The 23686-nt window shown below is 36.4% G+C and carries 23 protein-coding genes, 1 tRNA gene and 1 other annotated feature; of the genes, 15 read left to right on the top strand and 9 right to left on the bottom strand.

The genetic code is table 11. The features are described from left to right. Window position 1 precedes the first annotated feature (1 nt). Window positions 2-724, top strand: a complete 723-nt coding sequence (locus tag ACGH4F_RS01820; RefSeq protein WP_267359682.1) for a hypothetical protein — start codon at window positions 2-4, stop codon at window positions 722-724. 81 nt (window positions 725-805) lie between these two features. On the opposite strand, the gene ACGH4F_RS01815 is transcribed toward ACGH4F_RS01820, so the two are convergent. Next, window positions 806-1768 carry an aldo/keto reductase gene (locus ACGH4F_RS01815; RefSeq protein WP_411589890.1) on the bottom strand — a complete coding sequence of 321 codons (963 nt, stop codon included), beginning with the start codon at window positions 1766-1768 and terminating at the stop codon, window positions 806-808. Between the two features lie 138 nt (window positions 1769-1906). On the opposite strand from ACGH4F_RS01815, the gene ACGH4F_RS01810 reads away from it, so the two are divergent. From ACGH4F_RS01810 to dsdA, 3 genes are all read left to right on the top strand, one after another. Further along, window positions 1907-2791, top strand: a complete 885-nt coding sequence (locus ACGH4F_RS01810) for a LysR family transcriptional regulator (RefSeq protein WP_267359680.1) — start codon at window positions 1907-1909, stop codon at window positions 2789-2791. Between the two features lie 399 nt (window positions 2792-3190). Beyond that, window positions 3191-4528 (top strand): D-serine transporter DsdX, encoded by a 1338-nt coding sequence (gene dsdX / locus ACGH4F_RS01805; RefSeq protein ID WP_411589764.1) that lies wholly within the window; start codon window positions 3191-3193, stop codon window positions 4526-4528. A gap of 22 nt (window positions 4529-4550) precedes the next feature. Further along, window positions 4551-5882, top strand: a complete 1332-nt coding sequence (dsdA, locus tag ACGH4F_RS01800; RefSeq protein ID WP_267350847.1) for a D-serine ammonia-lyase — start codon at window positions 4551-4553, stop codon at window positions 5880-5882. A 474-nt stretch (window positions 5883-6356) separates the two neighbouring features. Here the strand turns inward: dsdA and ACGH4F_RS01795 are convergent. From ACGH4F_RS01795 to hemA, 4 genes are all read right to left on the bottom strand, one after another. Continuing rightward, window positions 6357-6443 (bottom strand) — tRNA-Leu (locus ACGH4F_RS01795). A 99-nt stretch (window positions 6444-6542) separates the two neighbouring features. Continuing rightward, on the bottom strand, window positions 6543-6785 hold the full coding sequence (locus ACGH4F_RS01790; protein ID WP_267359936.1) for a zinc ribbon domain-containing protein: 243 nt from the start codon (window positions 6783-6785) through the stop codon (window positions 6543-6545). Between the two features lie 116 nt (window positions 6786-6901). Continuing rightward, window positions 6902-7159 (bottom strand): DUF1289 domain-containing protein, encoded by a 258-nt coding sequence (locus ACGH4F_RS01785; RefSeq protein WP_267380314.1) that lies wholly within the window; start codon window positions 7157-7159, stop codon window positions 6902-6904. 37 nt (window positions 7160-7196) lie between these two features. Continuing rightward, a complete protein-coding gene (hemA, locus tag ACGH4F_RS01780; protein WP_411589762.1) occupies window positions 7197-8468 on the bottom strand; it encodes a glutamyl-tRNA reductase in 1272 nt (423 codons plus the stop codon). A 169-nt stretch (window positions 8469-8637) separates the two neighbouring features. Here hemA and lolB point away from each other — a divergent pair, with 169 nt between their 5' ends. Continuing rightward, window positions 8638-9255, top strand: a complete 618-nt coding sequence (gene lolB, locus ACGH4F_RS01775; protein ID WP_267359930.1) for a lipoprotein insertase outer membrane protein LolB — start codon at window positions 8638-8640, stop codon at window positions 9253-9255. A gap of 12 nt (window positions 9256-9267) precedes the next feature. Continuing rightward, on the top strand, window positions 9268-10101 hold the full coding sequence (gene ispE / locus ACGH4F_RS01770) for a 4-(cytidine 5'-diphospho)-2-C-methyl-D-erythritol kinase (RefSeq protein ID WP_267359928.1): 834 nt from the start codon (window positions 9268-9270) through the stop codon (window positions 10099-10101). 74 nt (window positions 10102-10175) lie between these two features. Here the strand turns inward: ispE and ACGH4F_RS01765 are convergent, their stop codons facing one another. After that, window positions 10176-10823 carry a DUF421 domain-containing protein gene (locus ACGH4F_RS01765; protein WP_220215102.1) on the bottom strand — a complete coding sequence of 216 codons (648 nt, stop codon included), beginning with the start codon at window positions 10821-10823 and terminating at the stop codon, window positions 10176-10178. 660 nt (window positions 10824-11483) lie between these two features. Here ACGH4F_RS01765 and ACGH4F_RS01760 point away from each other — a divergent pair. Continuing rightward, window positions 11484-11894, top strand: coding sequence for a DoxX family protein (locus tag ACGH4F_RS01760; protein WP_220215103.1), 411 nt, complete (start codon window positions 11484-11486; stop codon window positions 11892-11894). A gap of 179 nt (window positions 11895-12073) precedes the next feature. Here ACGH4F_RS01760 and ACGH4F_RS01755 read toward each other — a convergent pair whose 3' ends face one another. Next, on the bottom strand, window positions 12074-12364 hold the full coding sequence (locus ACGH4F_RS01755; RefSeq protein ID WP_267359926.1) for an isochorismatase family protein: 291 nt from the start codon (window positions 12362-12364) through the stop codon (window positions 12074-12076). A gap of 241 nt (window positions 12365-12605) precedes the next feature. Next, window positions 12606-12731: a sequence feature (His leader region), on the top strand. A 38-nt stretch (window positions 12732-12769) separates the two neighbouring features. On the opposite strand from ACGH4F_RS01755, the gene hisG reads away from it, so the two are divergent. From hisG to hisIE, 8 genes are read left to right on the top strand one after another with little or no spacing between them, the layout of a single operon-like run. Beyond that, complete coding sequence (gene hisG / locus ACGH4F_RS01750; RefSeq protein ID WP_220215105.1) at window positions 12770-13669, top strand: ATP phosphoribosyltransferase; 900 nt, start codon at window positions 12770-12772, stop codon at window positions 13667-13669. A gap of 3 nt (window positions 13670-13672) precedes the next feature. Then, complete coding sequence (hisD, locus tag ACGH4F_RS01745; protein ID WP_267359924.1) at window positions 13673-14974, top strand: histidinol dehydrogenase; 1302 nt, start codon at window positions 13673-13675, stop codon at window positions 14972-14974. A 9-nt stretch (window positions 14975-14983) separates the two neighbouring features. Further along, window positions 14984-16042 carry a histidinol-phosphate transaminase gene (hisC, locus tag ACGH4F_RS01740; protein ID WP_411589758.1) on the top strand — a complete coding sequence of 353 codons (1059 nt, stop codon included), beginning with the start codon at window positions 14984-14986 and terminating at the stop codon, window positions 16040-16042. A gap of 8 nt (window positions 16043-16050) precedes the next feature. Then, window positions 16051-17118, top strand: coding sequence for a bifunctional histidinol-phosphatase/imidazoleglycerol-phosphate dehydratase HisB (hisB, locus tag ACGH4F_RS01735; RefSeq protein WP_411589756.1), 1068 nt, complete (start codon window positions 16051-16053; stop codon window positions 17116-17118). Then, window positions 17118-17705 (top strand): imidazole glycerol phosphate synthase subunit HisH, encoded by a 588-nt coding sequence (gene hisH, locus ACGH4F_RS01730; RefSeq protein WP_411589754.1) that lies wholly within the window; start codon window positions 17118-17120, stop codon window positions 17703-17705. The genes hisB and hisH overlap by 1 nt, the downstream gene beginning before the upstream one ends. A gap of 2 nt (window positions 17706-17707) precedes the next feature. Further along, window positions 17708-18460, top strand: coding sequence for a 1-(5-phosphoribosyl)-5-[(5-phosphoribosylamino)methylideneamino]imidazole-4-carboxamide isomerase (gene hisA / locus ACGH4F_RS01725; protein WP_411589752.1), 753 nt, complete (start codon window positions 17708-17710; stop codon window positions 18458-18460). Continuing rightward, window positions 18442-19218, top strand: coding sequence for an imidazole glycerol phosphate synthase subunit HisF (hisF, locus tag ACGH4F_RS01720; RefSeq protein ID WP_411589751.1), 777 nt, complete (start codon window positions 18442-18444; stop codon window positions 19216-19218). The genes hisA and hisF overlap by 19 nt, the downstream gene beginning before the upstream one ends. Next, complete coding sequence (gene hisIE, locus ACGH4F_RS01715) at window positions 19212-19838, top strand: bifunctional phosphoribosyl-AMP cyclohydrolase/phosphoribosyl-ATP diphosphatase HisIE (protein WP_267350795.1); 627 nt, start codon at window positions 19212-19214, stop codon at window positions 19836-19838. The genes hisF and hisIE overlap by 7 nt, the downstream gene beginning before the upstream one ends. 82 nt (window positions 19839-19920) lie before the next feature. Here the strand turns inward: hisIE and cysB are convergent, their stop codons facing one another. Next, window positions 19921-20892, bottom strand: coding sequence for an HTH-type transcriptional regulator CysB (cysB, locus tag ACGH4F_RS01710; RefSeq protein ID WP_411589750.1), 972 nt, complete (start codon window positions 20890-20892; stop codon window positions 19921-19923). 169 nt (window positions 20893-21061) lie between these two features. Further along, window positions 21062-23662 carry a type I DNA topoisomerase gene (gene topA / locus ACGH4F_RS01705; protein WP_267359913.1) on the bottom strand — a complete coding sequence of 867 codons (2601 nt, stop codon included), beginning with the start codon at window positions 23660-23662 and terminating at the stop codon, window positions 21062-21064. Window positions 23663-23686: the final 24 nt, after the last annotated feature.

Raw genomic sequence — 23686 nt, 5'->3', positions numbered from 1 at the left:
AATGAAAAGGATCATTTTCGTATGTGGTTTATCAATCATTCTATTTGGTTGTAATAAAAATGAAAAACTGAGTAATGTTGAGCTCACTAACAACTATTTATTGTTTAGTAGTGTTGAGAATATTCCGTATTCAAAACTGATTAAGCAACAAAAGATTATTGGCAGCGATCGCCAACAATATCTATCAGATGATAGAGGTTTCATTGTCTCAGTTGATATTGATCATGTGAAGATCACAAACGACTATGCGACGAAAAAAAGCCATTTTTCGATAGATAATCAATATGATTTGGATTTAAATATGGAATTGGATGATAAGCAGAATCTTTTGCATTTAGAAGATTTAGCCAAAAAGATCGAATGGTCTTCAACTTATGATGATCAAAATAGAATAATAAAAATCGAGCGTATTTCCAATCCATCGACAATCAGTGATATTCAGTATGAAAATGGAAATATTTCTCGAATTGTTAATACTTATATCTTAAAAATGGATTTAGCCAATATTTACACGTCAAGCGAAGAAAAGATATTTTTATATAACGATAAAAATCAATTAGATAAAGTTATCATTAAATTTTTTGATGACAAAGAGTCCAAACCAACAGAGACAAAAAGATGTTCCTTTTATGGATATAATGAACAAGGTGATTGGACGAAGTCATATTGTTTAAAAATGAATGAGAATTTTACTTATTTTAATTCACGAAAAATTGACTATTAAAAGTGTGCAAATAAGCTAATTTAATATGATTCTCCCTAATACTGGATAATGCTATTAAGGAGAATTGACCTACTTGCTCACTTATAATGCGCCTACAATTCGATGAGGAATATATAACTCTTCAAGATAAGTGATATCCTCTGGGGTTAACAAGACGTTTAACGACCCAACTGCATCATCTAAGTACTTCGTTTTTGTCGCACCAATAATCGGTGAGGTAACACCTTTCGCAAACTGCCATGCTAATGCTATTTGAGTCATTGTTACGCCATATTTTTCAGCAAGTTCATGTACTCTTTTTACTATATTAGTATCGGTTTGTTGGGTACTATCATATTTTTCGATAGCGGTTTTATCTGTTTTACTACGTAACGTATCAGTCGTCCACTCTAATCGAGCAAGACGACCAGCAGCTAAAGGACTATAAGGTGTTAATGAAACATTAAATTGTTTACAAATTGGAATTAATTCTCTTTCATCTTCACGATACAATAAATTATAGTGATTTTGCATCGAGACAAATTTCGTCCAACCGTTTTGCTCAGCAGCAAGTTGCATGTTATAAAATTGGTAGCCATACATCGCAGAAGCACCTAGTGCTCGAACTTTTCCAATTTGAACCAACTTATGTAATGCTTCCATTGTTTCTGTAATTGGTGTGGTATAGTCAAAACGATGTATAATATATAAATCGATGTAATCCGTACCTAACCGTTTAAGTGATCCGTCTATCTCTTTTTCAATTGCCCCTTTTGATAAGTGACCGTCATTAAAATAGACTTTGGTGGCTAAAATAACTTTATCACGAGCAATATTTTTTTTGATTGCTTGACCTAAATACGTTTCACTGGTTCCTGCTGAATAAATATTGGCTGTATCAATAAAATTGATACCCAAATTTAACGCATGCTGAATGATCGCTTCACTCTCACTTGGATTAAGTGTCCATGCATGCATTTTACTGGCAGGATCGCCAAAACTCATACAGCCCAAACAAAATCGTGACACTTCAATATCGGTATTGCCTAGTTTTACATATTCCATCATATCCCCTCTTTTTCCCAACCTAGTTGTAATAGTGAGCATTGAACATTGTTAAATTTATTCTAAAACGAAATGTCATTGAGATAAACCAGCGATTCTTTTATAGTATCATGAATTAAATTCATCAATACGGTCAATATGCATAACTTTAATGAGCTAAATTATTTTATTATTATCGCTGAAGCAAAGAGTTTTGTTAAAGCGGCTAAATCGTTAGGTGTTTCATCCTCAGCACTCAGTCATAGTATGCGAAATTTAGAAACACGCCTTAATTTAAGACTTTTTAATCGTACCACGCGCAGTATGTCTCTTACGGAAGCTGGTGAGCAGCTTTACAAACAATTAGCTCCATTATATCAATCAATTAATGACGAAGTCAGCGCATTAGGACAGTTTCTTAATACACCTTCCGGAACAATTCGAATCAATGCCGCGAGCCTTGCGGTTGAAAGTATTATTTATCCTAAATTGATACCTTTATTAAAAAATTATCCTCAAGTAAAAATAGAAATTGTTTGCGATAACAATTGGGTTGATATTGTTAAGCAGGGATTTGATATGGGTTGTCGTATTGGTGATGATCTTCCTAAAGAAATGATTGCGGTAAAAATTTCAGAACCTTTAACAATGGCTTTAGTAGCAAGTCCCAATTATCTTAAAAATAGAATGATTCCTAAATGTATTAAAGATTTGGATCAGCATCAACTAATTGGTTTTCGCATTTCAGCCCAGCACGCAACAGAATTAACATGGGAATTTACAGATCAAGGACACATCATTAAGTACCAACCTTCATCCCAATTTGCGATTAACAATCATTTACGCAAACAGGCTGCATTAGATGGTTTAGGCATTACCTGGATAGGTAGACCCAATGTTGAAAAACAACTAGCTGAAGGTAGTTTGATAGAATTATTAACAGAATTTGCTATTACTTACGAACCCTTTTACATTTATTACCCTAGCCGAAAAGGACATTCAAATGTATTTAAATTAGTGTTAAATGCATTGAAATACGAATGATTCAATGAGTTGTGGTATCCAATCCCATAATGCATCTTGTACCCATTTGTTGTCCTATTTAAGTCATAAACATATTACGTCAATAGACTAATGATAAAATAAGCGTCAGTTTAAAATGCTCAACCTTATTGATCAGATCAATATATAATCAAAAACAACTCATTTTTTAGTAATGTAATGATCATTATTGCACATTTTATGCACTTTCTTTACTTATTTATGTCATTTGCTTAATTAAATTTAATCAATTAAATTTAATTAGTTAATCATTAATTTCACTATACAGACTACTTTTTCAACTGAATTCAACTCATGCAAACATGATTATTTATCATTTGTCAGCCGTGAGTGCATAAAATCTAATATCCCCCCTACTTTTTAATTGAACAGGAGCTCTTGATGGATTCACAAATATGGGTTTTAGGTGTGTTGATTAGTAGTATTTTGTTAATAGTTATCAGTATTGTAAAATTGAAGCTTCATCCTTTTTTAGCCCTGCTATTATCGAGTTTTTATGTGGGCATATTAATGGGCATGAAACCATTAACAATGATAAGTGCAATTGAAGATGGTATCGGTGGAACACTTGGTTTTTTGGCTGCCGTAATTGGTTTAGGTACGATTCTAGGCAAAATGATGGAAGTATCCGGTGCAGCAGAACGCATTGGGATAACTTTGCAAAAATGTCGTTGGTTATCTCCCGAAGTCATCATGGTATTAGTGGGTTTAATTTGTGGTATTACCCTATTTGTTGAAGTAGGCGTAGTGCTTCTTATTCCTTTAGCTTTTTCAATAGCCAAAAAAACGCAGACTTCGCTATTAATGTTAGCTATTCCATTATGTACCGCTTTAATGGCCGTGCATTGTATTGTTCCTCCTCATCCCGCCGCATTATATGTTACTAATGCTTTAGGGGCAGATATTGGTAGTGTGATTTTATATGGCTTATTAATTGGACTTATTGCCTCATTAGTGGGAGGGCCCATTTTTTTACGAATCATTAAAAATAAGATGCCATTTAAAAAAGTCCCTGAAGAGTTTTCTGATTTAAAAGTGCGTACCGAAGACGAATTACCTTCCTTAGCTGCCACGCTGTTTACAGTATTATTACCCATAATATTAATGCTGATCAAAACCACAGCAGAGTTAAATATTGATAAGACTACGTCCTTGTATGCAGCGCTGGAATTTATTGGAAACCCTATTACTGCAATGTTTATTGGTACATTTGTCGCTTATTATGTATTAGGTCTTAGACGCAATATAGGGATGAGTAAATTATTAAATCATACCGAAAATTGCTTTTCATCTATTGCTAATATTCTGCTAATCATCGGAGCTGGAGGCGCATTTAACAGTATTTTAAAAACCAGTGGATTAAGTGATAGTTTAGCCAATATATTATCGCAATTAGATATGCATCCGATCTTATTAGCTTGGCTCGTCGCCATTATTTTGCATGCTGCGGTCGGTTCTGCAACGGTTGCTATGATGGGAGCCACAGCGATCGTATCACCTATGCTTAGCATGTATCCTAATGTCAGTCCCGAAATTATCACATTAGCAATTGGCTCAGGTGCAATTGGTTGTACAATTGTGACCGATTCATTATTTTGGCTGGTTAAACAATATTGTGGCGCAACAATGACCGAAATCTTCAAATATTATACCAGTGCTACTTTTATCGCTTCCGTCGTTGCGTTACTTTGCACATTTTTATTATCAGGTATGATTTAATCATTCAACATAAGGAGTCAAAATGAATCAAATCGAAATTGAATGTCTTATCAAAGATAATCCTTTAGTTGATAAACTGATTAAACTTGAACCCTGTTACTGGTTTAATCCTAATATTACAACATTAGAAATAGGATTAAATTATGTGGGACTTGATCAACAAGATATTGCCGAGGCAAGCAATCGCTTAAAACGATTTGCCCCTTATTTAGCCATTGCTTTTCCAGAAACTTTAGCAACAAAAGGCATTATTGAATCTGATGTAGTTGAAATAGATCATATGAAAACAGCCTTAGAAGCACGTTACAATCAAAATATTGCTGGTAAATTACTGTTGAAAAAAGATAGCCACTTACCTATTTCCGGCTCAATAAAAGCACGCGGAGGTATTTACGAGGTTTTAACGCATGCAGAAAAATTAGCCATTGAGCAAGGTTTATTATCTTATGAAGATAACTACAGCAAACTGTTTTCTGATGAATTTAAACAGTTTTTCAACCAATATAGTATTGCGGTAGGATCAACGGGTAATCTTGGCTTATCGATTGGTATCATGAGCGCCAAATTGGGTTTTAATGTTAGTGTTCATATGTCAGCTGATGCAAGAGAATGGAAAAAACAGAAGTTACGTTCTCATGGTGTAAATGTGATCGAATATGAAGATGACTACAGCGTCGCTGTCGAGCAAGGTCGCAAAGCCGCTGAGTCGGATCCTAGCTGTTTTTTTATCGATGATGAAAATTCTAAAACCCTTTTTTTGGGTTATTCCGTTGCTGGCGAACGTCTAAAACAACAATTTGACCAAATGGGCATTGTCGTTAACCGTGAAAATCCCTTATTTGTTTATTTACCTTGTGGTGTAGGCGGCGGACCTGGCGGTGTAGCTTTTGGTTTAAAAATGGCGTTTGGTGATCATGTCCATTGTATCTTTGCTGAACCCACCCACTCACCTTGCATGTTTTTAGGTGTTTATACCGGCTTACACGATAAGATTTCAGTGCAAGATATCGGTATTGATAATCTAACCGCGGCAGATGGTCTGGCGGTAGGACGCGCATCAGGCTTTGTCGGTCGTGCAATGGAACGTTTGTTAGACGGTTATTATACGTTGTCAGACCAAGAGATGTATGATTTATTATCTTTACTCAATCAAACCGAAAATATTCAATTAGAACCTTCGGCTCTTGCTGGTATGAAAGGCGCTATCATAGTAAATCACGATTTACAGTATCAGCAACGTCTGCAATTAACACCGCAACAACTACAACATGCTACTCATCTGGTTTGGGCAACAGGTGGCGGAATGGTACCAGCTGAGGAGATGCAAAAATATCTTAATGCCGGCGCCAACTAACTAACCATGGCAGATAAATATCAAATGATGATATTTATCTGTCATGAAACGCATGCTTATTATTCTTTAACACATCAACATTATTTTATTCACAGTAAAATAAAACGAGAGCCTAGCGACTTAATCTAAGCGATGATAACAGATAACAGAGTTTAATAAACGCAAATAAGCTGACATTGTGGCACGATATTCTGGATTTGGTGATAGATCGGCATGATAAAATAAAATCCAAATCACTTAGATATTCCTTATCATGTGTGCGAATAAAGATATAAGAAGAGAATATAAGGATAAGTCGACGATATTTAAAAAGTATGATTAACTTTTTAGGAAAGTATTGCTTTCAAATTAAATGAATTATTTTTGTAATATTTGCTTATTTTTTAAAACGCTGTCAAAGTCAGCTGCAAATATTTATCGCAGGAACTGTTATCGTCAAAACTGTTGTAGCAAGAACGAGTTTATGGATTGAATTGGTGCCAGTGGTCGGACTCGAACCGACACGCTTTTAAGGGCGGCGGATTTTGAATCCGCTGCGTCTACCAATTTCGCCACACTGGCATTAGAAGTGTAAATAAGTAAACGTTGGCAATTATACTAAGCTTTGCAATAACTGCAACTGATATTATGATAATGTGCTTTGAATGCCTAAAAAATCAACTACCAACGACGCTTCCACGCCGGCAATTTTTTCAAAATAGTATAAGCAGTTTGTTTTGCTATCGAATAGTCAATATTATGGTTATTGGCATACCGTAAAGTCACTTCATGCCATTTTTGGTCAAAGGTTTTCATGGTACCATCCTGATTGGCACAATATTTACAATAACTTTTAGATAGATCATGCAAAGGATAATCAGCAATTGAAGTCATTGGCATGCCACATGCAATACACATTTTCATTTTTAAAATCTCGATTAAATTAACTATTGTGATTAAATCTTACCTAACCTAATGCCTAAAAATCCTACTCTGACTAAGTCAAGATTACAAGATATTGTATGATAAAGCGCATAAAATTATTCTATTAAATCAAGCTCAACTTGTGATGAGCGTTGTTTAGACTGAGATTTTTGCTGAAGCATGGCTAAATAACGACGCTTATAAGCACGTTGTAGACACAAACGTAATACTTCCTTTTTTTGTTTATCAGTATAGCTTAACCAGCTGAAACGTTCTTCTCTTGAACGATAACAGCCTATACAATACCCTTGTTTATCGGTTTCACAAACACGCTTACATGGACTGGGTATATCAAAAAATTCAATCTGATCCAATACGTTATATTTCCTGTAAACAAATAATATATGTTAGTTAATGCCCTTTTAAACCAAATCCTTTGCACAGAATTTTAAAGCAGTCATCACAATCATGTGTTGATGCATTGAGTAATGTTTGGGTTGGTGCATGAATCAGTTTGTTGGTTAGCCGACGTGAAAATTCAGCAAGTACATCTTCAATATTCTCACCTTGTCGAAATGCATTTAAAGCTTTTTCTTCTTGTTCACGTTGTATACTTTCAGCATTTTGACGATACTGTTTTACATAATCAATCACAGAACGCGTTTTTAACCAATCTAAAAAATGTTCGGCTTGCTCTCGAATAATGTGTTGTGCTTCTTGAGCTGCTACCATTCGTTGTTGTAGATTGTTTTCAACTGTTTTTTGCAAATCATCGACCGAATAAAGATGTACATGGTCAAGTTTACTGATCTCTTCTTCTACATCTCGAGGAACCGCTAAATCAATAAACAGCATTTGACGGTTATTTCTTGCCAATAAACTTCGCTCTACCATTCCTTTACCAATAATAGGTAGCGGACTCGCTGTTGAACTTATGACAATATCTACATCTTTAAGACGATTTGCAATATCAGGTAAAGAGATAATTTCGGCATCGATAAGTGCGGTTAGTTTAAGGGCTTTTTCTCGAGTTCGATTAGCTACAATGACATGATTGAATCGATGAGGTTTTAAATAACGAGCAATAAGTTCAATTGTGTCACCCGCCCCAACTAACATCACATTTAAATTTTGCGTTGTTTTAAATAGATTTCGGGCTATAAGACAGGCGGCATAAGCAACGGAAGCCGTATTTGAGCCTATTTTCGTTTCTGTTCGTACTATTTTCGCTACACGAAATACCGTTTGAAATAGCTTTTCTAATTTAAGTGACAAGCTATTATTTTGCTGGGCATAACAATAAGCTTGTTTAACTTGACCTAATATTTGGGGTTCTCCAAGCACCATTGAATCAATACCACATGCAACAGACATTAAGTGTTCAACTGCCTGCTGTCCTTGTTTCCAATAAAGCATGTCGTGATAATGTTGAATGTCAATATGATGAAACTGCCCTAGCCAGCTTTCTACAGATTGTTTTAAGCTTAAATAGTCAATTTGGTGCTCAAAGCTAAGATAAATTTCTGTGCGATTACAGGTTGATAAGATCACACATCCTTCAACTAAAGGGTGTTGATATAAGCTGTATAATGCTTTATCAATAATTTCATTGGGAAAAGCGAGTTTTTCTCTCAGCGACACGGGTGCCGTTTTATGATTGACACCTAATATAGTGATTGACATTGCAATTTTCTTATATAATTGTTTGTAAGATATGACGATTTATAGCACCTTTATAACAGGTTATTATACATGAAAATTTGAAAACGTTAATTTCTCATTACCTTTTTTATTCTTTTAATAATCAGTTATAATGTTTTACCTATTATTGATTAACATTGAAGAGGCAATTATGTTTAAATTTAAATACGCTTTGATCTTACTGCCTTTGTTACTTACAGCCTGTCAAGTTACCAAACATAAAGACACAGCAACCATTGAAGAACAATGGCAACTTCACCAACAAGATCTTAAGCAAATAAATGCTTTTCAAGTTAATGGAAGTATTGCTCATTTTAGTGAAAACTCTCGAAGTTATGGACGTTTTTTTATTGTTCAAAAATCGATAGATCGTTATGAAATCAAACTTACTACACCTGTTGGAACCAACATTTTAACACTAATTGCAGAACCGGATTATGCAGAAGTGATCGACAAAAATGGCAAGCATTATACTGATTATAATGTTGAAAGTTTGATGAATAAAATCGCTAGGATCGATGTGCCTTTAAATTCATTAAATAATTGGCTTAAGGGATTTTCTAACGACAGTATCAACGATAAAATCGATAATTCGGGGCGTTTAGCATCAACCGAATTTTTGCAACAAGACAAAAAGTGGCTATTAAAAATATCGAATTACATGACGAAAACTTTTAATAATAAATCGGTAGATTTACCCGCAATGATTGAACTTAATCATGATAATGAACGAGTACGCTTAAAAATTGATAATTGGATTTTACGGTAATAAGGATTTTTCATGTATCAATGGCTTTCACCCGCTAAATTAAATTTATTTTTATATATTACTGGGCGTCGTCCTGATAATTATCATAATTTACAAACACTATTTCAATTTATCGATATGAGTGACAGATTATCTTTCAATCGTCGTGAAGATGATAAAATTAATCTAGTCACTCAATTTAGTGATATCCCTTCAGATAAAAATTTAATTACTCTCGCAGCCCAACGATTAAAATCTTATACTGGTCGACATGAGTTAGGGATTGATATTGCGATTGATAAAATAATTCCTATGGGTGGTGGGCTGGGTGGCGCATCATCGAATGCCGCAACGACGTTAGTTGCACTTAATCAATTATGGAATCTTAATTTATCACGCCATACATTGATCGAGATTGGTCGTAATATCGGTGCCGATGTACCAATTTTTATCTATGGTCACACAGCATTAGCACAAGGAATTGGCGATCAGTTGCAATCGGTTGAATTTCCGGAATATTGGTATTTGGTCACCTACCCTAATATTGCAATCTCAACAGTCAAGGTGTTTAACGATCCTGATCTTAAGCGAGGTACACCTGTTCGAAGCGTTAATGAATTGCTATCCTTAGATCAATTTAGTAACGATTGTGAAGTGGTGGTGCGCAAGCGTTATCCAAAAGTAAACGCAATCATTACTCATCTTTCGCAATTTGCTCCAACACGATTAACTGGCACGGGCGCTTGTGTTTTTACGCAATGTCAATCAAAGGCAGAAGCCGAAAAGCTACAAGATACGTTGATAGACTTTGATGTAAAAAGTTTTGTGACTAAATCGTTAAACAATTCTCCGCTTTATAGCAATTAAATCAAGATATTCATTCACGGTTATTAACCCTTAACGAAATGGTTAAGGGATTTAATATTATTGTTCTGAATCATTTAATCCACAGAATCACTAGGAATCACATATAAGCGTCGATTATAATATTCAACACAGTACAAACCTTGATAAGTTTTATACCCCTGCCGAGATAATCTCGATTTTAACCATGCTTCACTTTTACCCAAATCCTCTAAAACATCATTTCTTGGTTTTTCATTTTCTAAGACAATAGCTGAAATATCTTTATCCCCTTTTTTAACGACCGTTAATTGTCCATTAGGCTCCAAAATCGCTTTTTCAACAGAATTGATATTAAAGACATTTTTCATCCGCAATAGTACGGCAAAGCTTGATATATCCAGATTTACTGATGTGAAAGCATCCAACTTTATTTTGCCTTTATCCATTAATACGATCGGATTACCAACAATAAAGGCTTTGGCATTTTGGCTATTTTTTTTCAGATAATTCGAGGTGTACATTATTGCCGTCCACATGAGTAATACAATTAAAAAATCATAAACGGTTAATTTAGGGTTATAGATGATACCGCCGGCAATACCACCCAAAATCATGTTACCAATAAAATCGATACTCGACATTTGAGACAATGATGTTTTTCCGGTAATTTTTAAAAACAAAATAATGCAAATAAAGACCACCAATAATTTTAAGGCAATGACTAAAAAATCATAGTAATTCATTTTAGTATTACTCCAATAATCTATTGAACGATATGCATAAAATAGTAATCTTTAAAAGGACTGGAATCGTATTAAATATTTAAAGTTAGAAAAGAGAGTATTAATTATTTAACGTTAGAAATGAATCATTAAGTATAGTTAAGGCATTGTATCACAAACTTTTCAGATAAAACTGCGCTTTTTACCATTACATTATCAATTTAACAGTTTAATGTATTATTGCGATGATAACGCAACGCAGCGAATAAAGTTTTCACCATATAGGTTTAAATCGATGACAATATTCCGCTCATTGTTTTATAACAATTAAGGATGAAATACACCATCACGAATATAACTTTAGTAATCAATAATATTAACGCATTGATTTAAAAATGCGTATTTTGACTAACATTTTAAATAATCACATTTTTTACCTATTTGATTAATGATTTAATATAAACGATTTGGTCTATGTAGAGCTTGCCAGAAAAAAGCAAATTCATCTTTTCATTCAGATAATGTTTTATAAATCGAACAGGTATAACTTTACTAACTATTACCGTTTATGAGACAATCTATGTTGTATTATCCTATTTTTAACCAAGTAATAGCATTGTTTATAATTTTTTACAATTATCAATTGAAGTTATTTTCTAACTTAATATAGGAAAAATAAAAATGAGACAAAATCAAACTGATCTGGCTGCTCTATTTTTACGTATTGCTTTAGGTGTGATGTTTTTGGTTCATGGTTTCACTAAGTTACTCGTCTTTACACCATCTGGTACAGCACAATATTTTGAATCGCTTGGATTTCCCGATTTTGTTGGTTATATCGCCATTGTCTTTGAAATTGGTGGCGGTGCATTACTGTTAGTTGGTATATTAACTCGTGTCATTGCTATTTTAGCCATTATTGAATTACTCATTATCACCGTTATCCATTTTAATAATGGATGGACATTCAGCAATACCGGTGGTGGTTGGGAATACCCTGCTTTTATGGTCATTACCGCTTTTAGTCTTGCACTATTAGGCAATGGTCGTTATAGCGTTTTAGGTCAAAAATATTCTGAACTTATTGAATAGTCGTTTGAATAAATTGTTTTTATTGATGCAATAATTGATTAGGAAGATATCATAAACATAAACGATATCTTCCTGAAATATAATCAATAAAATAAACTTATTTCGTTGGCAGTATTAAATAATAGAGAGTCTTTCCAGCGCCTTTGACATTCAATCAAATCATTCTGTTTTTTCAAAATTTAATCTATCTTTTTTTGTATGAACTCATGACAATTGATAACGTTTGCAAATCCTGCCAATGCTGACATAAAGCTATAATGGACTTTTTTAGCGGGGATGATTTCATCATTAAATTCAAGATCACGGTTTGTACATGCATCATGAATTAATATCGGTTGATAACCAAGTTCATTGGCACATCGGGTAGTTGAATCCACACACATATGGCTCATCATGCCACAAATGACCAGTTGTTTGACTGAGTATTGTTGTAATTTTTGGTGTAAATCAGTAGTTGAAAAAATTATCACCCCATAATCACGCTGAAAAATATACTCTATAAATTTCGAAAAATTAAGATGATATCGCTTTGTGATAGAAACAATTTATACGTTGTTGAAACAGAATTTAAATTTACAAAAATTTAATAAAAAAACAAAAAAACAGTTGCGAGCAGACTTTTTATGTTATATTTTGTTCAGAAATTAGATTAATAAATCAACTTAATGGTTTTTATTTTATGAATTGTTTTTGCGCTTTTATTACTAAACATCATCATCACCATCATTCCTGAATAGTCTTCGGGCGATTGGTGCTGGAAGACATTTGGTCTTCCGGTGATATCGCGAAAGCAAATAGAAAACCCTCGGAAGATCAAACTTCCGAGGGTTTTTTGTTTGTGGTTTATAAATTTTTTGGATAAGTTGGAGAATAATATGTTGGATAATTCGCGTTTACGCATTGCGATGCAAAAATCTGGTCGTTTAAGTGATGAATCAAAAAAATTGCTGGCACAGTGTGGCATTAAAATTAATCTTCAAGAACAACGCTTAATCGCATTTGCTGAAAATATGCCAATCGATATTTTACGTGTTCGTGACGACGATATTCCCGGTCTGGTTATCGACGGTGTGGTCGATATTGGTATCGTGGGTGAAAATGTTTTAGAAGAAGAAGTACTTGATAGACAAGCGGAAGGGCAAAATCCTCAGTACAAAAAATTACGTCGTTTAGATTTTGGCGGTTGTCGGTTATCCATTGCTGCCCCTCGCGATTTCGATTATACCGGCCCTGAATGTTTAAATAATTTGCGTATTGCCACCACTTATCCTCACCTACTTCGTCGTTATCTTGCTGAATACAATGTGACATTTAAAACTTGTTTGTTAAACGGATCGGTGGAAGTTGCCCCTCGAGCAGGATTAGCTGATGTTATTTGTGATTTAGTTTCAAGTGGCGCCACCCTTGAGGCGAATGGTTTACAAGAAATCGAAATTATCTATCAATCCAAAGCATGTTTAATTCAACGACAAGGCGAAATGCCACCAATTAAGCAAGCGCTGATTGATAAAGTCATGACACGTATTCAAGGGGTAATACAAGCTCGCGAATCCAAATATATCATGTTGCATGCCCCAACACAGGTATTAGATCAAGTGGTTGCCTTGTTACCGGGTGCTGAAAATCCAACAATATTACCGCTAACTGGCGAACAAAATCGAGTCGCGTTACATATGGTTAGTAGTGAATCGCTATTTTGGGAAACCATGGAAAAACTAAAAGCATTAGGTGCAAGCTCAATTCTTGTATTACCAATTGAAAAGATGATGGAGTAAAGTATGAAACTCTCTTATTGGCAACAATGTTCAGAACAAGAACAAACCGCTTTATTGACTCGTCCAGCTATGACTGCATCAGACTCAATTAGTCAATCTGTTGCAGATATTTTAAATCAAGTTAAGCAATATGGTGACGAAGCGTTAAAAGCCTTAAGTAACAAGTTTGATAAAGTTCAAATTAATCAGATTAAATTAAGCAACAGTGAAATTAAAATGGCAATCGATCGGGTTAATCCTGATTTAAAACAAGCTATGCAATTAGCCGTTAGCAATATTAAAAAATTTCATCAAGCGCAGGTTAAACAGACAGTAACTGTTGAAACAATGCCCGGCATTACATGTCAACTTGTAACCCGACCAATCAATTCAGTTGGGCTCTATATTCCAGGGGGATCTGCGCCGTTGTTATCTACCGTATTGATGCTTGCCATACCTGCTAATATTGCAGGTTGTCGCAAAGTGATACTGTGTTCACCCCCACCAATAGCGGATGAGATCTTATTTGCCGCTGAGCTGTGTGGCGTTACCGAAATTTATCAACTAGGTGGTGCCCAAGCTATTGCTGCCATGGCATTTGGTACAGTGTCTGTGCCTAAAGTAGACAAAATTTTTGGCCCCGGTAATGCTTATGTAACAGAAGCAAAACGTCAGGTTAGCCAACGCCTTGATGGTGCTGCAATTGATATGCCTGCGGGGCCATCCGAAGTGCTCGTTATTGCAGATAGTTCAGCTAATCCTGCATTTATTGCTGCTGATTTGTTATCACAAGCTGAACATGGCCCCGATTCACAAGTTGTACTCCTTACTCCCGATGAAAAAATGGCTCAAGCAGTATCATTAGAAGTCGATAAGCAGCTTGCACAATTATCACGTCAAGCTATTGCCGAGAAAGCGTTACAAGAAAGTCGACTTATTGTCACTCAAGATTTAGAACAATGCGTTGCAATCAGTAACCGTTATGGGCCAGAACATTTAATCATTCAAACCCAAAATGCCGATGAACTTGTCGAGCAGATAACCAGTGCTGGCTCTATTTTTCTTGGTGACTGGTCGCCTGAATCAGCTGGCGATTATGCGTCGGGTACTAACCATGTATTACCGACTTATGGTTACACTGCTACCTACTCCAGTTTAGGATTAGCAGACTTTCAAAAACGGATGACAGTTCAAAAGTTAACACCTGATGGGTTAAAAGCCATTGGTAACGCAGTAGAACTAATGGCGCAAGCAGAACAACTCACAGCACACAAACAAGCGGTTACATTGCGTTTAGCTGTATTAAATCAAACGAATCAAAGGTAGGTATAGCAAATGGATATTAATCAATTAGTGAGAAAAAACGTACAAAAATTAACTCCCTACCAATCCGCTAGACGTATTGGCGGTCAAGGTGATGTTTGGCTTAATGCAAATGAATACCCTGTTGCGCCACATTTTGAGTTAACACAGCAAACATTAAATCGTTATCCGGAACCGCAACCACAGCAAGTGATTAGGGGCTATGCACAATATGCCGGTGTACAACCCGATCAATTACTTGTCAGTCGAGGAGCAGATGAAGCGATTGAACTTTTGATGCGAGCATTTTGCGAGCCTGAACAAGATAGTATTTTATATTGTCCGCCGACATATGGTATGTACCAAGTTAGTGCTGAAACATTGGGTATAAAAACTAAGATCGTTCCTACAACAAAAGATTGGCAACTCGATCTTAACGGTATTGAACAAAATCTTGAGAATGTTAAGTTAATATATGTCTGTTCACCAAATAATCCAACTGGTAATTTAATCAACGCTGAAGATATTAAATCCCTGCTTAATATGGCCCAAGACCGTGCTTTAGTTGTTATTGATGAAGCATATATTGAATTTTCACCACAATCATCGGTAGTCAGTTGGCTAACTAATTATCCACACTTAGTGATTTTACGGACTTTATCTAAAGCATTTGCATTAGCAGGGTTACGCTGTGGATTTACGATTGCGAACAAACCCGTCATTGATACTCTTCAAAAAGTCATTGCCCCTTATCCATTAGCCACACCTGTAGCAGATATTGCAGCACAAGCACTGAGTAAAGACGGTATCAATACGATGAAGTTAAATGTTCAATACCTTAACAATCAAAAACAGAAATTTGCCGATCAACTCTCCCAATTATCCCTGGTTGAAAAAGTTTACCCAAGCTGGTCTAACTATTTGTGTGTTAAATTTCAAGATGATAAAGATGTCTTTAATAACCTTTGGAATCAAGGAATTATTTTACGCGATCAAAGTAAATCAATGGGTCAAAAAAACATTATACGCATTTCCATTGGTACTCAAATTGAATGTGATGCGGTTATAACAGCACTTAAAACGATAGAATAGGAGTCATCATGTTACAAAAATATTTATTTATCGATCGGGATGGTACCTTAATTACTGAACCGCCTATTGATTTCCAAGTTGATCGTTTTGAAAAGCTTGCTTTTGAGCCTAATGTCATACCGGCGTTACTCAAACTACAAGCCGCAGGCTTTAAATTGGTCATGGTGACCAATCAAGATGGACTAGGAACCTGTCGCTACCCACAAGCTGATTTTGATGGTCCACATAATCTAATGATGCAAATCTTTCAATCACAAGGCGTGAACTTTGAAGAAGTACTTATCTGTCCGCATTTTCCTGAAGATAATTGCCAATGTCGAAAACCCAAAATTCAATTAGTGCTACCTTATTTGTCTAGCGGTAAATTAGACAAAACCAATAGTTATGTTATAGGTGACAGGGTCACAGATATACAACTCGCTGAAAATATGGGAATTAATGGACTGCATTATCACCCGACACAATTAAATTGGAACGAGATTGCGCAACGATTAACAACAGCCGATCGTTATGCCAAAGTTGCACGACACACCAAAGAAACCAACATACTGGTTGAAGTTTGGTTAGACCGACAAGGTGGAAGGCAAATCAATACTGGCATTGGTTTTTTTGATCATATGCTTGACCAAATTGCGACCCATGGAGGAATTAAGCTTAATATCCAAGTTAAAGGTGATTTGCATGTCGATGATCATCATACTATTGAAGACACAGGACTTGCTCTAGGCGAAGCGTTGAAAATTGCCCTTGGCGATAAACGAGGTATTGCTCGCTATGCGTCGGTAATTCCTATGGATGAATGTTTAGCGAAATGTTCAATGGATATATCTGGTCGTCCTTATTTGAAATTCAATGCGCAATTTTATCATCAAAAAGTGGGCGATATGAGTACGCAAATGGTTGAACACTTTTTTTACTCCATAAGTTATGCCATGGGTATTACCTTACATATCGAAACCGAAGGCGATAACGATCATCATAAAGTGGAAAGTCTATTTAAAGCTTTTGCCCGAACGTTAAAACAAGCGATCAAAATCGAAAGTGACAGATTACCCAGTTCAAAAGGAGTGTTGTAATGAACATTGTGATTTTAGATACGGGTTGCGCTAATCTTTCTTCGGTTAAATATGCGATTGAAAGATTAGGATACCAACCTATTATCAGTCTGGAACCTGATGTCGTGCTTAACTCTGATAAGCTTTTCTTACCGGGTGTTGGTTCAGCTTCTGCTGCAATGCAAAAATTAAAAGAACGCAACTTAGTCGAGCTTATTAAAGTGTGTACCCAACCTGTTTTAGGCATTTGCCTTGGCATGCAATTATTGGCTCAGTATAGTAATGAAGGTCATGTTGACACATTGGGAATAATAAACGAAAAAGTGATTAAAATCCCCGATTGTGGACTACCACTGCCTCATATGGGGTGGAATAAAGTCTACCCAAAAGCCGGACATCATCTATTTCGAGATATTCCAGATGGTGCTTATTTTTACTTTGTTCATGGATACGCGATGCCATTATGCTCAGCAACTATTGCAGAAACCAATTACGGCGAAAACTTTACCGCTGCCGTGCAAAAAGACAACTTTTACGGTGTACAATTTCATCCCGAGCGTTCTGGCTTAGCCGGTGCAAAATTACTCAAAAACTTTCTGGAGATGTAGTCATGAGTGCCTATCCTACTATCATACCTGCACTGGATCTAATTGATGGCGCCGTTGTTCGATTACATCAAGGTGATTATGATCTTAAACGTGATTATGGGAATAACCCATTGTTAAGATTTCAAGATTATCAAAATCAAGGTGCTAAATTATTACATCTTGTTGATTTAACGGGTGCAAAAGATCCCAATGCACGCCAAATATCCTTAATTAAAACCTTAATTGCGGGTGTACAAGTTCCTGTTCAAGTTGGTGGTGGTATCCGTACAGAAGAGGATATCAAAGCCCTACTTGCCGCAGGCGCCACTCGAGTAGTAATCGGCTCAACAGCCATTAAACAACCTCAACTTGTTAAGCAATGGTTTAACACCTATGGTGCTGAAGCATTAGTATTAGCGTTAGATGTACGGATTGATGAGCAAGGTAACAAATATGTCGCTATTCATGGTTGGCAAGAGAATTCGAATCAAACACTTGAGCAGGTGATTGACGGTTATCTACCTTATGGTTTGAAACATGTGCTTTGTACCGATATATCTAAAGATGGGACACTTAGTGGTTCCAATGTCAAACTTTATCAAGAAATAAGTCAACAATTTCCACAAATCGCGTTTCAAGCATCGGGGGGAATCGGACAATTAACAGACGTACAAGCACTACAAGAAAGTGGTGTTGCCGGTGTGATTGTCGGTCGAGCATTGCTTGAAGGTAAATTTACAGTTCAGGAGGCAATTTCATGCTGGCAAAAAGGATAATCCCTTGTTTAGATGTTCGTGACGGTCAAGTGGTCAAAGGGGTACAGTTTCGCAATCATGAGATCATCGGCGATATTGTACCTCTAGCCAAAAGATATGCTGAAGAAGGTGCTGACGAATTGGTTTTTTATGACATAACAGCATCTTCTGACGGGCGTGTGGTCGATAAAAGTTGGGTTGCCAAAGTTGCAGAAGTGATTGATATTCCTTTTTGTGTGGCTGGCGGTATTAAAACCGTCGAAGATGCTGGGCAAATATTAACCTTTGGTGCGGATAAAATATCGATTAACTCCCCTGCTTTAGCTAACCCCGATTTAATTACGGAGTTAGCCAATTGTTATGGTGTGCAGTGTATTGTAGTTGGGATTGATACTTGGTACGACCAAGAAACTGACAACTACCATGTCTATCAATTTACGGGCGATGAAAAACGTACCGTTGCAACCAAATGGAATACCCTAGATTGGGTTAAGGAAGTGCAGAAACGAGGCGCCGGTGAAATCGTACTCAATATGATGAATCAAGATGGCGTTCGTCATGGGTATGATCTTAAACAACTCAAAGCGATACGCAAAATTTGTCATGTTCCATTAATTGCTTCAGGTGGTGCAGGCACAATGGCGCACTTTTTAGATGCTTTTCAAGATGCTGGTGTGGATGGTGCTTTGGCAGCGTCAGTATTTCATAAACAAATTATTAATATTGCAGAACTTAAACAGTATTTAGCTAACCACGGAGTAGAGATTCGATTATGTTAGTTTCCAATTCAGACAACCAATTAGACGCAAGTCAGCTTGATTGGCAAAAAGTGAATAACTTAATGCCTGTTATTATTCAACACTATGTTTCAGGTGATGTGTTAATGCTTGGCTACATGACGCCAGAAGCCCTTAAACAAACCCAAACTACTGGTAAAGTAACTTTCTATTCACGAACTAAAAATCGACTATGGACGAAAGGCGAAACCTCAGGACATTTTTTAAATGTAAAAAGCATTTCAACCGATTGTGATAACGATACCCTACTGATTTTAGTTGATCCAATTGGCGCTACGTGTCATACCGGTAGCAACAGTTGCTTTGCTAAGGCTAAAACGGAATGGGGGTTTTTATATCAATTAGAACAGTTGCTTGCTGCTCGTAAAAATGCCGATCCTCAGTCATCGTATACCGCTAAACTTTATCATGATGGCACCAAACGTATAGCACAAAAGGTGGGCGAAGAAGGCGTTGAAACCGCGCTGGCTGCCACCGTACATGACCGAGAAGAACTCAAAAATGAGTCAGCGGATCTGATCTATCATTTGTTAGTTTTATTACAAGATCAAAATCTGTCCCTTCAAGATGTTATCGGTATACTAAAAGCTAGACATAAATAAAACGATACAATAAAGTGCGAAAACCTCGCACTTTACTCAATATTTATTCGGAATAATTTACCGAATGTCAGTCATCAATGACCTAACAAATTGGCAATTTTACACCATTAAACATAGCTTGTACTTCAACATTGTTATCACAAAGAATCAGTCTATCAACCGTTTGTCTATTTAAATGGGGTGAAAATTGACTGATGAAATCGTACATATAGCTACGTAAAAAGAGTGACCGAGCAAAGGCAATATAAGTTGTACTATAAGGAAATATATGACCAGCATTAAGTACAACAAAATCGCTATCGATATTTTCATTGACTGCCATTTTCGCCACAATGCCGACCCCAACACCCAATTTAACATAAGTTTTAATTAAATCCGCATCAGTTGTGCTAAATACAATATTGGGTAATTGTTTGGCATTAATAAACGCCTGATTTAAATCTGATCCATCATTAGAAAAATCATAGCTGACTAAAGGATATTTTGATAACTCTTCAATTGAAATCATATTACTTTTAGCCAAAGGATGATCCTTCATGACAATCACAGCTTGATTCCAGTGGTAGCAAGGTAAAGCGATCATATCATCACTTAACTGCGAAAGATCGGTAATTATCGCAAAATCAGCTTGACCGGTTTGCGCTTGCAATAGACATTGATGAGACGATCCTTGCTCCATGTGCAAAATAATATGAGGATACTGTTGCATAAACTTTTGGATGACAACTGGCAAGGTATAACGGGCTTGCGTATAGGTTGTTGTGATGGTTAAAGAACCTTGATTTGGCTGACTGAACTCTTTAGCAATAATTTTGATATCTTTCGATTTATTGAGGATTTCTTTAGCTAATGCAATGATTTTTTCGCCTACCGGTGTCACTTCTGAAAGATGTTTTCCTACACGGGTAAAAATTTGGACGCCTAATTCATCCTCTAATAATTTAATCTGTTTGCTTATACCAGGCTGCGATGTATAAAGTTTTTCGGAGGTTAGCGAAACATTGAGATCGTTGTTCACCACTTCGACAATATAACGTAATTGTTGCAATTTCATGACAAAGGCTCCTTTAACTCTATACACTTCCCTCTTGATTAATACGTATTAAAAAAGAGGGAAATTATAAGGTAATTCCTTTCACACTTTAGCACAAACAAACACACGACTTTATACTAAAACGTATACTTAACCTGAATGATATTAACAATCATTCAGGCGTTCTTACCTATTTTTTACTATTGATCCATTTGCCGTCGACGTATTGCATTACCCAACCAGTTGATTTGCCATTTACTTCTGATGTGACATATTGCTGTTTGCTTTTACGACTAAAACGCACAATTGATGGGTTACCATCAGGATCTTTACTTGGTGCTTCAGTTAAATACATAAATTTTTCGGGTAAACGATCTTTAAAACGCTGTAACTCTTCAATCAATGGTGCACGTGTTTCCCTTGATTTTGGAAAATTGTGTGCAGCCAAGAAGATTCCTGATGCGCCATCACGTAGTACAAAGTGTGCATCTGACTTAGTACATTTAAGTTCAGGCAAATCGACCGGATCTTCTTTTGGCGGAGCCACATCGCCATTTTTTAAGATCTTACGCGTATTTTTACAATCTGGATTGGTACATCCCATGTATAGACCAAAACGTCCTGATTTGAGATGCATTTCAGATCCACATTTTTCACATTCAATAATAGGGCCTTCATAGCTTTTGACTTTGAAGTTACCTTTTTCAACAAGCGATCCATCACAAATTGGATTATTACCACAAATATGCAGTTTTCGCTCATTATCAAGCAGATAACTATCCATTGCCGTGTGACATTTAGGACAACGCTTACGGGCTCTTAACGCATCAGTTTCGGCTGTTTCTGACTCTTCTAAAATATTTAGGGTTTCATGTTCAGGGATTAAGTTAATTGTTTGCTTACAACGCTCTTTAGGCGGTAATGCATAACCGGAACAAGCAAGAAACACCCCCGTCCCAGCCGTTTTAATGCCCATTTCACGTCCACAATTTGGACAGGTTATTTCTGGCGTTAAGACTAAAGGATTTAGTTGCATTCCTCCTTTGTCTGGCGTTTGTTCAGCAATTTCCAGATGTTTACTAAAATCACTAAAAAACTGATCGAGTACTTCTCGCCATTCTTGTTTTTTATTGGCAATTTCATCCAGTGCATCTTCCATGCGTGCCGTGAAATCATAGCTCATAAGATCATTAAAATTCTCATTTAAGCGATCTGTAACAATTTCACCAATCTTTTCAGCATAAAAACGACGATTATCTAAACGTACATAGCCCCGATCTTGAATAGTTGAAATGATCGTTGCATAAGTTGATGGTCGTCCTATTTCACGCTTTTCAAGCTCTTTTACTAATGACGCTTCATTATAACGTGCAGGTGGTTTAGTAAAGTGTTGATTCGGATTTAAGCTAATTAAATCCAATTTATCATTAACATTAACCGCCGGTAAAATTTTATCGTCACTATTTTTTGATAATTGAGGTTGCACTTTTGTCCAACCATCAAAGCGTAATGTACGTCCCTTCGCTTTTAAAATAAAATCTCCCGCTTTTACGGTGATTGTGGTGGAATTGTATTCGGCTGCGGTCATTTGACAAGCAACAAACTGTCGCCAAATAAGTTGATAGAGTTTGCACGCATCAGCGTCAACATCGCTAAGCTTATCAGCCAGTATTGTTACATCTGATGGACGAATGGCTTCATGCGCCTCTTGCGAATTCTTTTTACTGCTGTAAACATTAGCAGATTTTGGCAGGTATTTATCCCCAAAATTCTGACCAATATAATCACGCACCATAGTCAATGCATCTTGACTTAAATTGGTTGAATCCGTACGCATATAGGTGATGTAACCTGCTTCATAAAGACGCTGAGCTAACATCATCGTCTTTTTAACACCAAACCCCAAACGGGTACTTGCTGCCTGTTGCAAAGTGGAGGTAATAAAGGGTGCTGTCGGATTGCTTTTGGTTGGTTTTTCTTCAATATTGGTAACATGGTACTGGCTTTTATTAAGTTCAGCCAATGCAATATCGATCGCTACTTTATCTTTTGGCTCAAATGCTTCATTTTTATAATGTGTCACTTGTAACGTTAATTGCGCTTTATTCTGCGTCATTAAATCAGCATACAGATCCCAATACTCTTCGGGAATAAAGGCATGAATTTCACGCTCACGTTCAACGACAAGTCTAACAGCAACCGATTGGACACGCCCCGCGGATAAACCTCGAGCCACTTTTTTCCAAAGTAATGGCGAAAGCATAAAGCCCACAACCCGATCCATAAAGCGACGAGCCTGCTGAGCATTTACCCGATCCATATCTAACATAGATGGTTTATTAAATGCATTTTTAATGGCTGTTTTCGTAATTTCGTTAAATACTACACGACGGTACTTATTGTCATCGCCACCAATCACATCTTTTAAATGCCAGGCGATAGCTTCCCCTTCTCTATCCAAGTCGGTTGCGAGGTAAATCATATCGGCATCTTTAGCCAATTTTTTAAGTTCTGATACAACACGTTCCTTACCGGGTAGAATCTCATAATGTGCTTTCCAACCATGATAAGGATCCACGCTCATGCGACTGACTAACGCTTCTTTTTCTGAGCGTTTTACTTTCTTCTCGGCTTTATCTTTAGTCGTTTTCTCAGCGCGTTGGCTACTACCACTAACGGGTAAATCTCGAATATGCCCCACACTTGATTTTACAACATACTCTTTACCAAGATATTTATTAATTGTTTTTGCTTTAGCTGGTGATTCCACAATAACAAGGGATTTTCCCATAATTAAACCTATTTATCCTGTAGT

The sequence above is a fragment of the Gilliamella sp. CG35 genome, assembly GCF_046635745.1.
Lineage (GTDB): Bacteria > Pseudomonadota > Gammaproteobacteria > Enterobacterales > Orbaceae > Gilliamella > Gilliamella apicola_I.
This window is presented reverse-complemented; position numbering and strand designations above follow the sequence as displayed.

Coding starts and splice junctions, on each gene's coding strand:
- dsdA (WP_267350847.1), top strand. CDS start 4,551: ATGAATCAAATCGAAATTGAATGTCTTATCAAAGATAATCCTTTAGTT.
- lolB (WP_267359930.1), top strand. CDS start 8,638: ATGTTTAAATTTAAATACGCTTTGATCTTACTGCCTTTGTTACTTACA.
- ACGH4F_RS01790 (WP_267359936.1), bottom strand. CDS start 6,785: ATGAAAATGTGTATTGCATGTGGCATGCCAATGACTTCAATTGCTGAT.
- cysB (WP_411589750.1), bottom strand. CDS start 20,892: ATGAAATTGCAACAATTACGTTATATTGTCGAAGTGGTGAACAACGAT.
- ACGH4F_RS01810 (WP_267359680.1), top strand. CDS start 1,907: ATGCATAACTTTAATGAGCTAAATTATTTTATTATTATCGCTGAAGCA.
- topA (WP_267359913.1), bottom strand. CDS start 23,662: ATGGGAAAATCCCTTGTTATTGTGGAATCACCAGCTAAAGCAAAAACA.
- hisIE (WP_267350795.1), top strand. CDS start 19,212: ATGTTAGTTTCCAATTCAGACAACCAATTAGACGCAAGTCAGCTTGAT.
- hemA (WP_411589762.1), bottom strand. CDS start 8,468: ATGTCAATCACTATATTAGGTGTCAATCATAAAACGGCACCCGTGTCG.
- hisH (WP_411589754.1), top strand. CDS start 17,118: ATGAACATTGTGATTTTAGATACGGGTTGCGCTAATCTTTCTTCGGTT.
- dsdX (WP_411589764.1), top strand. CDS start 3,191: ATGGATTCACAAATATGGGTTTTAGGTGTGTTGATTAGTAGTATTTTG.
- ACGH4F_RS01765 (WP_220215102.1), bottom strand. CDS start 10,823: ATGAATTACTATGATTTTTTAGTCATTGCCTTAAAATTATTGGTGGTC.
- hisD (WP_267359924.1), top strand. CDS start 13,673: ATGAAACTCTCTTATTGGCAACAATGTTCAGAACAAGAACAAACCGCT.
- hisC (WP_411589758.1), top strand. CDS start 14,984: ATGGATATTAATCAATTAGTGAGAAAAAACGTACAAAAATTAACTCCC.
- hisG (WP_220215105.1), top strand. CDS start 12,770: ATGTTGGATAATTCGCGTTTACGCATTGCGATGCAAAAATCTGGTCGT.
- ispE (WP_267359928.1), top strand. CDS start 9,268: ATGTATCAATGGCTTTCACCCGCTAAATTAAATTTATTTTTATATATT.
- hisB (WP_411589756.1), top strand. CDS start 16,051: ATGTTACAAAAATATTTATTTATCGATCGGGATGGTACCTTAATTACT.
- hisF (WP_411589751.1), top strand. CDS start 18,442: ATGCTGGCAAAAAGGATAATCCCTTGTTTAGATGTTCGTGACGGTCAA.
- ACGH4F_RS01815 (WP_411589890.1), bottom strand. CDS start 1,768: ATGGAATATGTAAAACTAGGCAATACCGATATTGAAGTGTCACGATTT.
- ACGH4F_RS01760 (WP_220215103.1), top strand. CDS start 11,484: ATGAGACAAAATCAAACTGATCTGGCTGCTCTATTTTTACGTATTGCT.
- ACGH4F_RS01820 (WP_267359682.1), top strand. CDS start 2: ATGAAAAGGATCATTTTCGTATGTGGTTTATCAATCATTCTATTTGGT.
- hisA (WP_411589752.1), top strand. CDS start 17,708: ATGAGTGCCTATCCTACTATCATACCTGCACTGGATCTAATTGATGGC.